The 14,023-nt window shown below is 58.1% G+C and carries 15 protein-coding genes; 7 read left to right on the forward strand and 8 right to left on the reverse strand.

What is annotated here, in order from left to right:
• Positions 1–105: 105 nt before the first annotated feature.
• Together BUA94_RS23390 and BUA94_RS19510 are read left to right on the forward strand one after the other, a co-directional pair.
• Entirely contained in the window at positions 106–333 is a 228-nt protein-coding gene (locus BUA94_RS23390; RefSeq protein ID WP_139251215.1) for a hypothetical protein, read from the forward strand.
• Between the two features lie 263 nt (positions 334–596).
• Positions 597–1,565, forward strand: coding sequence for a hypothetical protein (locus BUA94_RS19510; protein WP_073015038.1), 969 nt, complete (start codon positions 597–599; stop codon positions 1,563–1,565).
• Between the two features lie 224 nt (positions 1,566–1,789).
• Here BUA94_RS19510 and BUA94_RS19515 read toward each other — a convergent pair whose 3' ends face one another.
• From BUA94_RS19515 to BUA94_RS19535, 5 genes are all read right to left on the reverse strand, one after another.
• Positions 1,790–3,043: an ABC transporter substrate-binding protein gene (locus BUA94_RS19515; RefSeq protein ID WP_073015039.1), complete on the reverse strand. Its 1,254-nt coding sequence runs from the start codon at positions 3,041–3,043 to the stop codon at positions 1,790–1,792.
• Between the two features lie 70 nt (positions 3,044–3,113).
• Positions 3,114–3,941, reverse strand: a complete 828-nt coding sequence (locus BUA94_RS19520) for a carbohydrate ABC transporter permease (protein ID WP_073015040.1) — start codon at positions 3,939–3,941, stop codon at positions 3,114–3,116.
• Positions 3,938–4,837 (reverse strand): carbohydrate ABC transporter permease, encoded by a 900-nt coding sequence (locus BUA94_RS19525; protein WP_073015041.1) that lies wholly within the window; start codon positions 4,835–4,837, stop codon positions 3,938–3,940. The genes BUA94_RS19520 and BUA94_RS19525 overlap by 4 nt, the downstream gene beginning before the upstream one ends.
• Positions 4,834–5,904: an ABC transporter ATP-binding protein gene (locus BUA94_RS19530; protein WP_073015042.1), complete on the reverse strand. Its 1,071-nt coding sequence runs from the start codon at positions 5,902–5,904 to the stop codon at positions 4,834–4,836. Before BUA94_RS19530 ends, BUA94_RS19525 begins: the two co-directional genes overlap by 4 nt.
• 66 nt (positions 5,905–5,970) lie before the next feature.
• On the reverse strand, positions 5,971–6,588 hold the full coding sequence (locus BUA94_RS19535; RefSeq protein WP_073015043.1) for a TIGR00725 family protein: 618 nt from the start codon (positions 6,586–6,588) through the stop codon (positions 5,971–5,973).
• A gap of 75 nt (positions 6,589–6,663) precedes the next feature.
• On the opposite strand from BUA94_RS19535, the gene BUA94_RS19540 reads away from it, so the two are divergent.
• Positions 6,664–7,389, forward strand: coding sequence for a DeoR/GlpR family DNA-binding transcription regulator (locus BUA94_RS19540; RefSeq protein ID WP_073015044.1), 726 nt, complete (start codon positions 6,664–6,666; stop codon positions 7,387–7,389).
• Between the two features lie 36 nt (positions 7,390–7,425).
• Here BUA94_RS19540 and BUA94_RS19545 read toward each other — a convergent pair whose 3' ends face one another.
• Genes BUA94_RS19545 through BUA94_RS19555 form a run of 3 tightly spaced genes read right to left on the reverse strand, consistent with a single transcriptional unit; the run spans position 7,426 to position 9,607 of the window.
• Positions 7,426–8,334 carry a DMT family transporter gene (locus BUA94_RS19545; protein ID WP_073015045.1) on the reverse strand — a complete coding sequence of 303 codons (909 nt, stop codon included), beginning with the start codon at positions 8,332–8,334 and terminating at the stop codon, positions 7,426–7,428.
• Positions 8,331–8,693, reverse strand: a complete 363-nt coding sequence (locus BUA94_RS19550) for a VOC family protein (protein ID WP_073015046.1) — start codon at positions 8,691–8,693, stop codon at positions 8,331–8,333. The genes BUA94_RS19545 and BUA94_RS19550 overlap by 4 nt, the downstream gene beginning before the upstream one ends.
• Positions 8,690–9,607, reverse strand: a complete 918-nt coding sequence (locus tag BUA94_RS19555) for a 2-dehydro-3-deoxygalactonokinase (RefSeq protein ID WP_073015047.1) — start codon at positions 9,605–9,607, stop codon at positions 8,690–8,692. Before BUA94_RS19555 ends, BUA94_RS19550 begins: the two co-directional genes overlap by 4 nt.
• Positions 9,608–9,715: 108 nt before the next feature.
• Between BUA94_RS19555 and BUA94_RS19560 the strand changes: the two genes are divergently transcribed.
• The 4 genes from BUA94_RS19560 to BUA94_RS19575 all read left to right on the forward strand — a co-directional run bounded on the left by BUA94_RS19560 (position 9,716) and on the right by BUA94_RS19575 (position 14,023).
• Entirely contained in the window at positions 9,716–10,615 is a 900-nt protein-coding gene (locus tag BUA94_RS19560) for a dihydrodipicolinate synthase family protein (RefSeq protein ID WP_073015048.1), read from the forward strand.
• Positions 10,608–11,783, forward strand: coding sequence for a mandelate racemase/muconate lactonizing enzyme family protein (locus BUA94_RS19565; protein ID WP_073015049.1), 1,176 nt, complete (start codon positions 10,608–10,610; stop codon positions 11,781–11,783). The genes BUA94_RS19560 and BUA94_RS19565 overlap by 8 nt, the downstream gene beginning before the upstream one ends.
• A gap of 21 nt (positions 11,784–11,804) precedes the next feature.
• Complete coding sequence (locus BUA94_RS19570) at positions 11,805–13,070, forward strand: ABC transporter substrate-binding protein (protein ID WP_073015050.1); 1,266 nt, start codon at positions 11,805–11,807, stop codon at positions 13,068–13,070.
• A 104-nt stretch (positions 13,071–13,174) separates the two neighbouring features.
• Positions 13,175–14,023: a carbohydrate ABC transporter permease gene (locus BUA94_RS19575; RefSeq protein WP_175558093.1), complete on the forward strand. Its 849-nt coding sequence runs from the start codon at positions 13,175–13,177 to the stop codon at positions 14,021–14,023.

The following is a 14,023-nucleotide window of genomic DNA, read 5'->3' on the forward strand; positions in this document are numbered from 1 at the left end:
CCAACACAATCAAGGTCGTGCTCGGAAGGACCTTAAAAATCATCCCCGAAACGCATCCAATCAAGACCCGCAAGGGAAGGGGAACAGGTGCGATAGAGCCGGAATATGAACCGTGCAGTCGATGCCTTTTTTTTGCAGAACGCCTCCAATTCAAACCCAAAGCAGCCAGGATCGGACAATGCGACCCTCTGCCGTTCCATTCGAATTTCAGACCTGTTGCCTGGGAACGAACCCGGCTTCCAAACTTTGAACGCACCAGTCTTTAAAGGATCTGATCTTCAGGACATCCAATCGACCCTTGAAGCTGCTGCACTGGCGGGATCTGAAACATGAGAGAATAGCCACTCTAGGAGCCCAATGACTTCTCCCGCGCTCGTCTCGCCGCCTGAAAAATTATGGTAAACAATAGCTTAACCAACGCAGCTCGTTATTTTCCAAGCGAGGCCGCAGAATGTATTTTCTGATTGAGATCATATTCTGACTGCAGTCAGATAGAGGGGAGAGATTGAACCCTTTTAGGCCATGTCGATCCCAAGTCCGCATTCCGTTCGACGTCAGTTTCAAACGAAATCCACTTCACTGCGAGAAAGGCATCCATGATCCAACCGTTCATTTTCGTCCGGCGCACAGCGAAAAACGCAATCATCTCAGGTCTGTTGGCACTTGGCATCGCAGCATTTGCAGGCCCATCCCTGATCAGAAACGCAAGCGCTTCGGACGAAGCCACCCTGAACGGCGCCATGTTGCAAATCGAGCAGGTGGAGAAAACACTCGATCGAACGTCTTCCGCCATTCAAACTGATGCCCTCCATCTGCAGCCTGAGGATGGAAGGAGCCTGCAAGAGTCGCTCACAGCGTTGCGCCCTCTTGCTGACGAGTATTTCAGCCCTCTGAAAGCCATTCACCAGATTTCGGAAGCATTGGAACTCACGCCGGATCCGGACCTCGACATTGCGGCCTTCACAGAAGCAGCCGATCATCTGGATCAGGCCTTTGATCAGATCGAGAGTGTTCTAGCGCAAGTGCAGAACCCAGGACACGACAAGGCGCTGGACGAAGCCGAACGAGCCGTCCGTGCAGAAAAACTTGAGCAAGCGTATAAGACGCTTCTGGCAGAAAAAAATGCCACGCCGGACTGGGCCGCCCTCAAGTCGCTGGCCGATACTATGGCTGCGCCCGAAATTGGGGCCGAAGTGGCTTTGACCCGCTACCGGTTCGTTCTTCTGGCGCGCGCCTATATCGCTAGGCGGGAGGCAGGTGCAAAGCGGCAAATCCCGGCAGATCTGAGCGCAGCAGCGCAGGAGATGGTCGAGGAAAGCCGCAAGAGCCAGGAGAAAACCGATGGTGTGTTCGAGCGCAATACCGCTCTGGAAATCGCCACTGTCCAGATGATGCAAGCCCTTGCTTTGCTTTCACACGCAGATCTGGCCACCCTACAGGCGTTCTATTCAAGCGGGGAGGGGAGGGCAAAGCGGAACCAGCTCGTTCAGGCCTTCCGGTCCGTCTCGGACAGTACCGCACAAGCCCTGTTCGCCCGCGTACTCGCAGATATGAACAAGGACTGATCTCGCGGAAAACAGCACTTGAGAATTCCGGCGGAGAAGTGCGCCCGCGAAAAAGCAGAAGGGAACCGCAGGGGAGGGGGGCTATTTTTGATAAGAATATCAATTAGATAAATTTGAACTGAGGCTCTCGCGGCACGTCCTAATTGAGTTCAATCCTGCGTCCAACACAAAAAAGGCTCGCATCCGTCACCGGATGCGAGCCCGTTCGTTGAACCTTCTCAGGCTTATTTCATGCCGAGCATACCGCGCAGGGTTTCTGCCAGATCCTTGATCGTTGCTTCCGGATCAGCCCCTTCGGTCACTTCAACCAGGGACGCGGCAACCAGATCCGTTGCGGCCACACCTTCGGCGCCCGGGAAGGCATACCAGGGACCGGCGTAATTGGCGATCTGGCTATGGGCGACGCGAGCGTTCGGGTTTTTCTCATAGAAGGCCCCGAGATAGGACGAATCCTCAACCACCTTGGCATTGGCCGGCGCATAACCGGTGTTCTCCACGATGATTTTCTGACCTTCCGGCCCGGTCACGAACGCCATGTACTCCCAGGCAGCCTTCTGCTTGGCCTCATCCTTTGCCAGCATGACGATGGCAGATCCGCCAGTCGGGAAATAGACCTTGGCCTTGTCCTGAGTTGCAACCGGCAGCGGCTTGACGGTAAGTTCAAACTTGTCGCCTGCACCTTCGGTGAACCGGGTCTGCAGGGATGAGCTCTCGAACATGATGCCGAGCGTTCCAGCCGGGAAGGCCTGGCGAGCATCGTTCTCGGAGTAGGACTTCATGCCCGCTTCCTTGGCAAAACGCTGATAAAGACCAGCAGCTTCAATACCTTCCGGGCTATCGAAGGTGATGTCGCTCTCATCTTCGTTCATCTGACGGCCGCCAAAGGAACCCAGAAGCGACTGATAGCGCCAGTCGTGAGGGGAGATCCAGACGCCATCGGTCGTATCGCCAAGCGCATCAATCTTCGCCGCAAGTTCGATGATGCCATCGAATGTGTCCGGGAAGGCGTCCATGGACCCGCCGGCCTTTTCGACGAGCACCGGATTGACATACATCACCAGCGTCGAGGCAGAAGTCGCCAGCGCATATTGCTTGTCACCGTATCGGCCGAGAGAGAGCAGGGCAGGGGTGTAGCCCTGGGACAGGGGATCATCGCCGATGAAGCCATCGACCGGCTGAGCAAGGCCGCGATCTTCCAGCACGCGCCACAGATTGAGGCCAACATAAGCGACATCCGGCGCTGTGCCAGCCACGGATTCGCGCAGCAGACGCTGAACACCATCTTCATAGCCCTCAGCAGGCCCATCGATCATGACCTTGACGTCCGGATGCTTAGCCATGAAAGCATCCGCCAGCTTCTGCTGGGTATCTGCCCAAATGGTCGGAATGGCGTAATGGACACGGATGCCGGTTTCCTGCGCGTGCAGGGCACTGATGCCCGCAAGGGCGAAAGCGGAAGCGAGAAGAATGCGTTTCATTTCGGTAGGCTCCTGAATTCAAAGATCTTTTGGCCCGGTTCGATCCGCGCTCTTGGTGATATTGACCGGCTCATCCCTTGAGGCCGCCCGAAGCGATGCCCTGGATGAATTTGCGTTGAGCCAGCAGGAAAGCGATTACGAGAGGAGCGGTGGTAATCACCGCAGCTGCCATGAGAGGGCCGACATTGTCGCCGGACTCCTGATCACGGAAGTAAAGGATGCCACGCGGCGGAGTAGCCAGCCCCGGATCAGTTGTGGCGATCAGCGGCCAGAACAGGTCGTTCCAATGTGCCGTCACCGAGAAGATCGCGAAGGCCGTTGCCGCAGGCAAAGCCAGCGGAAAGGCGATGCGCCAGACAATCGATGTCTCGCTCATGCCATCTACCCGGGCCGCATCAAACAGATCCGAAGGAAGCTGCGCGAAAAACTGACGGAACAGGAAGATACCGAACGCCGTCGGAATGAAGGGAATGATCAGCGCCCAGAAGGTGTTGAGGAGGCCAATCTGCGCAAAACCGAGGAAAATCGGGATTGCCGTCACGTGAAAGGGCACCAAAAGCGCGCCGAGAACCAGGCCAAAGACCAGGGAACGTCCCGCGAACTGCCTTTGCGCAAGAGCATAGGCACAGGGCACGGCAAAGAGGATCTGGAACACCAGAATGCCCGCCACCATGACCAAGCCGTTCCACAGGAACAGCGGAATGTCCGTCTCGGTCAACGCGAAGGTGAAATTGCTCCATTCGAACCGCGACGGCAGGAAGTGAACATCGGTCGTGAAGATTTCATCCCGCGGCTTTACCGAAAGGGACAACATCCAGACGAAGGGCAGGAGAATGAAGGCGGCGCCGACCGACAGAAGAAGGGTCTGAACGCTCCGGCCAAGGATCTTGCGGCTCATCTGTAATGCACCTTCTTCTCGACGACCCGGAATTGCAGAAGGGTCAGAACCAACAAAAAGACGAAGAAAACCATAGTGATAGCGCTTGCGTAACCCGCCTTGAAATAGACGAAGCCTTCGCGGTAAAGCGCATAGACCAGCGTGTCAGAGGCAAAGGCTGGACCGCCCTTGGTCATGGTGGCAACCGTTTCAAACACGCGGAAGGCATTGGTGGCGGTCACGACCATGACGAACAGTGTCGTCGGCCCCAGCATCGGCCAGGTCACCGTCCAGAACCGGGACCAGCCACTACCGGCACCATCCACCTCGGCAGCATCATATAGGTCTGACGGAATGGCAGCGAGACCCGCCAGGAACAGCACCATGTTGTAGCCGATGCTTTGCCAGATCCCGATCATCGCCAGAGTGTAAAGCACCAGGCCTCGATCACTCAGCCAGTTTTGCGGCGCAGCCCCGAGGGCCGCGAGCGACTGATTGACGATTCCGAGAGAGGGATGCAGCACCATCTGCCAGGCAACCGACATGGCCACGAGCGTGGCCGCAACCGGCAGGAAATAGACGGTTTTCATCACATTGCTCAATCGCGGTGCCCAGGTGGACATCTGATGTAGCCCAATTGCGACAAAGAGGCCGAAACCAACAGAGAAGGGGATGACAATCGCCACATAAAGCAGGGTATTGGTAATCGCCCGCTGCCCGATGCTGGACGTGAACAGCTTGATATAATTGTCTAATCCGCTCCAGTTGAAGGACGAGGCCCCGAACTGGTAGTCGGTGAAGGACAGAACCGCCACAATGGCCACTGGCAGGAAGATGAAGACCACCATCGCCAGTGTCGCCGGCCCTGCCAGCCACAGGCTGGTCAGGGCTGACCTTTGATCAGGTGACAGCCTCATGCTGCTGTCTCCAGGCGTGCGCCCGTCGTAGCATCGAAGAGATGCAGCTTCCGGGGAGAAAAACCGAGCCGGAGTTCGCTTCCCGGGGCAGGGACCGCATAATCGCCTGGCGCGATTGCCCGGATTTCCGTGCCCTTGGCGCTGCGCAGGCCCAGAACGATTTCCGAACCGAGATATTCAGCGCTCTCAAGCCGCGCGCTAAGGGTTCCAGCGGTATCAGGAGAGAGATCTTCAGGGCGCAACCCGGCAACGGAATTGCCAATCTCGATGCCGTCGCCCTGCTCAAGGAAGTTGATTGCATTGTGGCCGACAAAAGCTGCCACGTCCCGGTTTGCAGGCCGCTCGTAAAGCTCCCGCGGCGCACCCGCCTGGGCAACCTTGCCACCGATCATGACCACGATCTGATCCGCCATGGCCATTGCCTCGGTCTGGTCATGGGTCACATAGATGAAGGCCTTGCCCGTCCGGCGATGAAGCGCACTGATCTCGCTGCGCATGCGCACCCGCAAGCGGGCGTCCAGATTGGAAAGTGGTTCATCCAGGAGAAAGAGCGAGGGATCGCGCACAAGCGCGCGCCCAAGGGCCACACGCTGCTTCTGGCCACCGGAAAGCTGGCCAGGCTTGCGGTCGAGCAATTCTCCCAACCCAAGGGCTTCCGCAGTCTCACCCACCTTTGCCAGGATCATCCGCCGGGCTTCCGATGCCCCCGGCACAAGTGATCCAAGCACCGGCACCCGACCCAGAGTTGAGAGATGGCGCATGGTCAGGGGGAGGGCGATATTCTGGGCCACGGTCAGATGCGGATAAAGTGCATAGGACTGGAAGACCATGGCAACGTTGCGCTCGTAAGCGGTCAGGCCGCTCACAGTCTTGCCGTCCAGCAGCACATCCCCGCCGCTCGGGCGGTCAAGCCCCGCCATGATGCGGAGACTTGTGGACTTTCCGCAACCCGAAGCGCCAAGCAGGGTAGTGAAGCTGCCCTGCCGGATGCTGATGGACACCCTGTCCAGTACGGTCCTGTCGCCGAAAACGCGCGTGACGTCACGCAACTCCAGAATATTAGACACGATCGCCTGGCCTCTTGTTAGATATATTACATTTAGCAGTGCATTATGTAAGGTTTATGACAACGGTCAATTCGTCAAAAGGTGGGAAGCCATGCTCTCGATCGCCTCTTCGACATTCGCGGCCCGCTCAGTTCCAGCGACGTCTGGTGCATCCCCCAACACGATCACCGGCTTTGAGAAATGGAGGCCATAAGCAATCTCGCTCAGGGTGCCATAGGACCCGCCGATTGCGATCAGGACAGCGGAAGATTTGGCGATGATCATGTTGCGTGCTTCGCTCAGACCCGTCGCGATCGGCAGCATGATATCCTCATTGGCCTCGCGCCAGTCGTGGCCGGGAAGCATGCCTACGGTCAGGCCGCCGGACGCCCGGCATCCCTTGGCCGCCGCGGCCATGACCCCCGTGCGCCCTCCACAGATCATGGTCAGGCCGAGCCCCCCGATGGCAGATCCAACCTGCTCGGCCATCTGCAGCTTGTCTTTGCCCGCCTCACGCGGGCCAATTACCCCGACGGGGATCTGACGTGCGCCGGAACGGCTGAGATAAGCGAGCACTTCACGAGCTGTCAGTTCAACAGCACCTTCCGGCAGGCCTGCGTCCTGCCAGCACCAGTTCCACGGATCAAGCCGTCCACGGGGACCGTAAATTGCATCGCCGGCGTTATAAAACTTTGCATTTGTCATGTTATGTCTCGCTTTCCAGAAGCCAATCCACTATTGTAAGTTTTCTTACATTACCCTCTGGATCAGAACAAGTTCATGACACTTGCAGGACAGCGCTCGCAGTTGAATTCCCGCCAGACAGAGATCCTGTCCCGCACCGAAGCCACCGGCTTTGTGACGATCGAGGCGCTCGCCGAGGAATTCAGCGTCTCCGCCCAGACGATCCGGCGCGACATCATCATGTTGTCAGAGGCAGGCCTGCTTCAGCGCTTCCATGGCGGGGCAGGGGTCATCGGCAACACCGAGACCCTGCGCCTTGACCATCAGCACAAGCGCAGCATCTCCATTGATGACAAGCAAAGGGTTGCGGAAGCTGCCGTGAAACTGATCCCGGAGGGTGCGAGCCTGTTTCTTGACGTCGGCACCACCGTCGAGGCGGCGGCTACAGAGCTGAACGCAAAGCACGGCTTCCGGATCTTCACCAACTCCATGCGCGCAGCTTTGGCTTTCGATCCGGCTCACCACGAGATCAATGTGCTGGGCCGGAAGGTCGAGGGCAGGGACGGTTCACTCACAGGCGAGGAAATCATGCTTTCCCTCGCAGCACTCAGGGTCGACTATGCGCTGATCGGATGCTCTGCGATCGACACGGACGGCCGGGTGATGGACTTCAACCTGTCAAAGATCGCCATCAAGAAGGCCGCAATGGCCGCAGCCACCCGGAAACTGCTTCTCGCAACCCCCAGCAAGTTCGGCCGCACCGCTGTTTCCGCCTTTGCCGACGTGTCGGACTTCGACGCCGTGATTGACGGAGCCGCGTGAGGAAATCTGACGGCTCCGTTCCTGATTTCCGGCCTTTCACTGGCGTCCGGAAATGTGCCCAGGCCGCAGAAGAAGCACGGACCCCGCCGCCAGAATAATGGCAATGCCGAACCAGGTGGCCGGTTCGGGCATATGCCCCCATAAAATGGCGTCAAACAGCAAGGCCCAAAGGATCGAGGAGTAGCGCAAGGGCGCAATCCTCGCGACGGGAGCTCTTCTGAATGCTGCTATGATCATCGTGTTGGCTCCCAGAAACGTCACCGCAGCAAGTCCAAGCAGAACGAAGTCGCCGGGAACCAAGGGAGGAGGGGAGATGGTCGCCCCCGTTAACAGCCCTGCCAGCCCGATCAGAAAGGCAGACAGGGCGACTGATTTTACCAGATCTCCGCCGGCTTCCATCCTTCGGGTCACCAGATCCCTGAGTGCATAGGCAAACAGGGACAGAAGCGCCAAGGCGAGCCCCAGCGGCGAGGCCTCTAGCCCTGGCTGCAGGATCACCAAAACGCCAGCCGCCCCCATGACAATGGCAAGGAGCACTCGCCTGGAAAGCGGCTCCCGAAGAAGAATGGCAGCAAGAGCAACACTCACCAGTGGCAATGTTGCATGAATGGAAGCCAGAAGGCCGAGCGGCAACTCAAAGACCGCATAGGCGAAGGCAAGGCCCGCCGTAGCATCCAGAACCGCTCGAACACATCCAGTTTTCCCAAGCCTTGCACCACTCCCTTTCAAGGAGCGAACTGCGATAACTGCCAGCAAAAGGACAAGAGCGAATGCGGACCGGATCGCAATCGCCTGACCTCCCGGAAGGGCGGAAACGCTTTTCAAAAAGACGCTCGACGCAACTCCACAAAACAAGGCGCTGAGAGCGAAAAGAACTCCTCTATCCGCCCAACGCCATGCTTGACCTGCAGCTTGTCCCGCCGGGCGTCTTCGAAAGCTCCTCATCGCGACAGGATCTCGATCCGGTTCCCATCTGGGTCCTGAATGAAGAAAAACTCTGCTCCGGAGCCTCCCCGGCGAACCGGACCGTCCGGGTGGATCCCCTCCTTGCTAAGCTGATCCCAGGCATCGGATGCACTTTCAACCCGAAGGGCAAAATGGGCAATCGATAAGGACCCTTGCGCACCAATGTCCACCGCGATCAGCTCGACCATTCTGTCCCCCAGCTGCATTTGCTGGAGAGGTGGCTCCATCCGGCCAAAACCCTTGGCAAAGCCAAGCTGCAGGTAGAACTTCACTGAGGCGGGAATATCCCTGCAGGGTATCGCCACATGCTCGAGAATCGCCCCTTCAAGAAGGCTCACGCGCCCTCTCCATTGGCTGCGGCATGTTGCCAAAGCGTTTTTGCGGCAAGCATCTGACCGGCGCGGGCCGCCTCCTTCGCATCCACCACCACGAATTGCTCGCCGACATGCTCCAAAGCAACCGCATACCTCTCGGCAAGCACACCAGTTGCCAACAGAATGGTCGCTCCCATACCGCCCTGAGGACGAGCCGCGAGTTCATTGCCGATGAGAACGCCGGACAAGAAGGCTGAAACGGCCTTGGGCGCCAGCTTTCCCTGCAAGGCATCTGCCCGGGCAGCAAAAACAGCATGGGCCGCCGCCTTCTTCATGCCGTGATCAATCCCCCGCCTGAAAGCGTCAAGATCCTCATCATCTCCATCAGCCAACTGCCCGACCAGGCTGTGACCTCGCAACAGGGCGAAAAGCTCCCCTGTGACATGGGTCTGGAACCCGGTCAGCAATCCCCCGACAAGGCTCGCCCACTTGGCATGCGTCCCTGGAATGCAGATGGTCGCATCCTTCAGCCCAAGCATGTCGGCCGCACCGAAAATCTGGATTTCCTCTCCACGCATCACATCCGCGTGGCCATTGCCATCAACGCAGGTTGCGCCGGGCAAGATCGCGGCCGGATGCCCGGCGATGTCGAACCGAATGGCAGCAGCCGTCACATCCTCGATGCTCGCGGGGCAAGCGCAATAGGGGGCCTCCTTCCAGCCGGTTCGCGACCCCACCATGCCAGACAACAGGATCGGCATGCCTGGAGCCCCGGTGAGCATCTCACCGCAGGTCTCTGTTAAAGCCCCGGAGAAGTTCCCGTCCGCCACAGATTTGAGACCCAGATCACTTTCGACACCAGAGGCAATTTGCCCGTCATCCAAGAGCGCCCATGCACGGAAGCGAGTGCTTCCCCAATCTACCCCTATGAATTCCATAGTGTTTTCCCTTCAACTTTGCGCAGTACCTCGAAACGGATTGACAAGATAACGAAGGAATGTTGTAGTTTCAATTATGGAAATTAAGTCTCAAATATAGGGAATTAGATGAAAATTCGTCTTGAGGGAGTTCTGCCAATCGTCCCAACACCGTTCAATGACAACGGCGAGGTGGACACAGGCGCTTTGAAGGCCTTGGTGGAATACGGCATCCAGGCTGGCGCTTCTGCATTGGTCTATCCGGGTGTTGCGAGCGAAGATGTGCATCTGTCCAGCGACGAGCGCAGGAAAGCCCTCGACCTGGTTGTCATGACCGCGGAAGACAGAATTCCCGTGCTCGCTGGTGTGAACTCCGCGGATCCGCAGGCAATGGTCGAATTGGCCGCCACTGTCGCCGAGTTGAAAGTCAGCGGCGCCATGGCCATGGCTGTTCCAGCAATGGGCAGCGAAGTCGAAACCTGGTTCCACCGCATCGCCGAAGCGCTGGATGGCGGGATCATCGTTCTGCAAAATCTCTTTGCGCCAAGAGGGGCGGACCTTTCAGCCGAACAAATGCTGGCGCTGGCCTCCGCGGTACCGGCAATACGCTACGTGAAGGAGGAGGGCATCCCATCCGGCCCGAAAGTGTCCCAGCTCGTTGCTGGATGCGGTACTGACCTCGATGGCGTGATCGGCGGCGGCGGCGCCCGCTACCTCTTTGAAGAACTCGTTCGCGGCGCAACCGCGACCATGCCGGCAATCGAATTGCTCGAGCTTCACGTCGCCCTGATGAAAGCCTGGCAAGTCGGGGACCGCCGCAAGGCTCTGGACCTCTATACGAAGTCCTTGCCGCTGCTTCTTATCCAGGCTCCGTACCGCATGCGCATGACCAAGCTCATTCTCAAGCATCGAGGTTTCCTTGCATCGGACGGCGTCCGGGAACCCCTGCCGGAAATGGATGAAACCCTGAAACGCCTGACACTGGAATTCTATGAAAACGTCGCTGCCATGGAGCTGACCGATGCATGACCGGATCACCTCGGTAGACGTCTTCCTATTCGAGCGGCCAAGAGACACTGCCTATCTTGGCAAGCCGGGAAGCGGAGAAACCATGATTGGCGACAAATACGTCGTGCGCGGATTCAACGGCACCGTTTATCCGCTGATTGACCGGTCGATTGTCGTTCGTCTTCGAGATGCCCAGGGAGTGGAGGGTTGGGGCGAGACCTATGGCCTGATCGCTCCGGATGCTGTTGCCAGCCTGATCAACGATCTGCTGGGCCCATACCTCATGTCCCTTCCTGCACAGAACCCCGCAGAAACTTGGGACGCGCTTTATGCACTTCAACGCAATCGGGGATACTGGGGCGGCTTTCTAGCGGACGCAATTGCCGCACTGGATATTGCCCTATGGGATCTGCATGCCCGTGCTGACAACAAGAGCCTTCAGGCAGCCCTCGGCCAGCCCGGGTCAGCACAGCTCCCCGGATATGTATCCGGCCTGCCTGCGGGCACCCGGGCAGAACGGCTGGCAATGGCTCAGGGCTGGAAGGACGAAGGCTTTCACGCAGTCAAGATTCCGATCAGCCATACCGACAATGGGGACGTTGCCGGAGAAGTCGCTGCCTTGCGCGAGACCCTGGGCCCCGATCACAAGATCGCAGTCGACATGCACTGGGCCTATTCGGCAGAGGCCGCCATCAACCTCGGACACGCTCTGGCTCCTATGAATCCGTGGTTTCTGGAAGCCCCGGTTGCGCCTGAGGATGTAGACGCACAGGCTGCGGTCGCGGAAGGCATTCCAATGCCGCTCGCCTTGGGAGAAGAATGGCGGACCGACTGGGATTACAAACCCCGGATGCGCAGCAATGCCTGTTCGATCGTGCAGCCAGAGATGGGACACACCGGCATCACGCAATTCATGCGGATTTCCCGGATGGCAGCAAACGCCGGAGCCCAGATCATTCCGCATGCAACGATTGGGCTTGGCATTTTCATGGCTGCAAGCCTGCGCGCTGCGCTGGCGGCCGGGGCTTCATGTCATGAATTCCAGCACACGATCTATCACCGCAACGCCAAGCTCCTGGGAGGAGCAGCAGCGTGTTCGGCCGGTCGGTTCGAAATCCCGGACACACCTGGAATTGGCGTTGTTCCGCTGGAGGAAGCATTTGATTTCTTGACGGTAATTAAAGACTGAACAGGGTCAGGAGGAGGAACTATGAGACGTCTTAAGAAGGTCGCTATCGCAGCAGCTCTCGCGCTGAGCACTTCGATGGCCACGCTGCCCGCATTTGCGGAAACCCTCACCTTCGTAAGCTGGATGAAGGGGGAGCCCGGCTACGGTGATTGGTGGAACGAGGTCATCCAGAAGTTTGAGTCCGAACATCCGGACGTCAAGGTCGAGATGACAAAGGTCGCTCGGAGTGAATATGCCGACACCATGTTCACGATGTTTGCTGGCGGCACTCCGCCCGATATCGTGCACCTGGCCGCATTCGAGTACCAGAGCTTCGCCAACGAAGGCTGGCTCGAAGACCTCGGCCCCTACATCAAGAAGTCCGGCATGAACCTGGATGGTTGGGCAGGCCAAAGCACCTGCGAGTGGAAGGGCACGACCAATTGCATCATGCTTCTCTATACGGCCTATATCCTAGCCTATAACGAGAAGCTCCTGAAGGATGCCGGTATCGAGGCTGTTCCGACCGATTGGAACAGCCTTCTGGCCGCAGCCAAGGCCGCCACCCGTGATACGGACGGGGATGGCGTCACCGATGTTTATGGCCTCGGCGTCGACAGCAGCGGCGGCTCCAACATGATGCACGACATGCTGCATTTTGTGCTCGATGCCGGCGGCAACTGGACCGAAAACGGCAAGCCCGCCTTCAACAGCCCCGGTGTCATCGAAGGTCTGCGCCGGTTCAAGGAAATCTACACTGAAGGCCTCACGCCCAAGGATGCTGCTGCAGGCGACATGCGTCAGCTCCTCGTCGAAGGCCGCATTGCAATGCGCCTGGACGGTCCGTGGATTTGGAACGTCATGAAAAAGGCGGATCCGGCGGTGCGGGACAATCTGAAGCTCGCCGAGTCTCCGCTCAATCCCCCGGTTGGCGGGACATCCAATGTCATCGGCATGCCGTCCGACATTTCCGACGAGAAGAAGGCCTTGGTTTGGGACTTCATCCAGGTTGCCACGTCCAAGGACATGCAGCAGCGCTTCGCAACGCTTGGCTCGTCACCGGCCCCAATGCCGGGACTGGACTACTCGGCCGAGATCGCAGCTTCGCCCTATTTCGAGCTCTTCGCAAAGGCCAACGACAAGGCCTCGGCTGCCGGTATCGACCGTCTTCCCAAAGGACTTGAGCTCGAGTTCAACGAAGTGACGAAACTCGTGTTCCGCGAAGTTCAGCGCATGCTGATCGACAACCTCAGTCCAGAGGAAGCCGCGGCAAACATTCAGACTGCCGTCGAACGCATCGCAGGCTGACAAGGAACAATCGAGCAGCCGTGCAAAACGCACGGCTGCCTGTTTCCGGGAGGAACAACTTGATCGATTTCAGCTCGCCAAAGCACCGGTCCAAATTTGGCTATATGCTCTTGGCGCCTGCAGTGATCCTGATGGCGCTGATCATCATCTATCCGATCCTGCTCTCCGTCGACATCTCGCTTCAGGACGTGCGTATTGCCCGTGTCGGCGGAACGCAGGCTCCCTGGACAACGAAGAACTATGATTGGCTGATCAACTCCGAAGAGTTCTGGAACTCCATCTGGGTAACAGCCCGAATGGTTTTCTTCGTCGGCGGAACTTCGCTCGTCATCGGCCTCGCCACTGCCCTTCTGGTCAATCAGAAATTCAAGGGCAGAGCCCTTGCACGTCTCTTCGTCGCTCTGCCCTGGGCCGTGCCGGAAGTCGTGGCCACAGTCATCTGGGCATGGATGCTTGATAGTTCGTTCGGTGTCATCAACTGGCTGCTCCTGAAGGCAGGCTTCATTTCCGAAGCCATTCAATTCGGTTCCAACGCAACGGCCGCCTTCTTTGCCGTTTGCTTCGTCATGATCTGGAAGGGCTATCCGCTCGTTTCAATCATGCTGCTCGCCGGCCTGCAGTCGATACCTGCCGAGCAATATCAGGCAGCAAAGGTCGATGGCGCCAGCGTCTGGCAACGCTTCTTTTATGTCACGCTCCCAAATCTTGCTCCGGTAATCGGCGTCACAATGGTGATGACCACACTTTGGGTTTTCCGGGATTTCTCGATCATCTACGTGCTGACACAAGGCGGGCCCATCGGCGCGACGACCACCCTTTCCATGCTCACGTTCGAACAAGCCTTCTCATTCTTCCGGATGGGGCAGGGGGCTGCTGTCGGCGTGGTCACCATGATCATCTGCGCAATCATCAGCCGGGCGCTTGTCGGCCGCTTTGCGAAGTCGGTTCACTAG

It is taken from the genome of Roseibium suaedae (assembly GCF_900142725.1).
Classification (GTDB): domain Bacteria; phylum Pseudomonadota; class Alphaproteobacteria; order Rhizobiales; family Stappiaceae; genus Roseibium; species Roseibium suaedae.

Coding starts and splice junctions, on each gene's coding strand:
- BUA94_RS19525 (WP_073015041.1), bottom strand. CDS start 4,837: ATGAGGCTGTCACCTGATCAAAGGTCAGCCCTGACCAGCCTGTGGCTG.
- BUA94_RS19560 (WP_073015048.1), top strand. CDS start 9,716: ATGAAAATTCGTCTTGAGGGAGTTCTGCCAATCGTCCCAACACCGTTC.
- BUA94_RS19565 (WP_073015049.1), top strand. CDS start 10,608: ATGCATGACCGGATCACCTCGGTAGACGTCTTCCTATTCGAGCGGCCA.
- BUA94_RS19570 (WP_073015050.1), top strand. CDS start 11,805: ATGAGACGTCTTAAGAAGGTCGCTATCGCAGCAGCTCTCGCGCTGAGC.
- BUA94_RS19520 (WP_073015040.1), bottom strand. CDS start 3,941: ATGAGCCGCAAGATCCTTGGCCGGAGCGTTCAGACCCTTCTTCTGTCG.
- BUA94_RS19555 (WP_073015047.1), bottom strand. CDS start 9,607: ATGGAATTCATAGGGGTAGATTGGGGAAGCACTCGCTTCCGTGCATGG.
- BUA94_RS19545 (WP_073015045.1), bottom strand. CDS start 8,334: ATGAGGAGCTTTCGAAGACGCCCGGCGGGACAAGCTGCAGGTCAAGCA.
- BUA94_RS19535 (WP_073015043.1), bottom strand. CDS start 6,588: ATGACAAATGCAAAGTTTTATAACGCCGGCGATGCAATTTACGGTCCC.
- BUA94_RS19515 (WP_073015039.1), bottom strand. CDS start 3,043: ATGAAACGCATTCTTCTCGCTTCCGCTTTCGCCCTTGCGGGCATCAGT.
- BUA94_RS19540 (WP_073015044.1), top strand. CDS start 6,664: ATGACACTTGCAGGACAGCGCTCGCAGTTGAATTCCCGCCAGACAGAG.
- BUA94_RS19510 (WP_073015038.1), top strand. CDS start 597: ATGATCCAACCGTTCATTTTCGTCCGGCGCACAGCGAAAAACGCAATC.
- BUA94_RS19575 (WP_175558093.1), top strand. CDS start 13,175: ATGCTCTTGGCGCCTGCAGTGATCCTGATGGCGCTGATCATCATCTAT.
- BUA94_RS23390 (WP_139251215.1), top strand. CDS start 106: ATGAACCGTGCAGTCGATGCCTTTTTTTTGCAGAACGCCTCCAATTCA.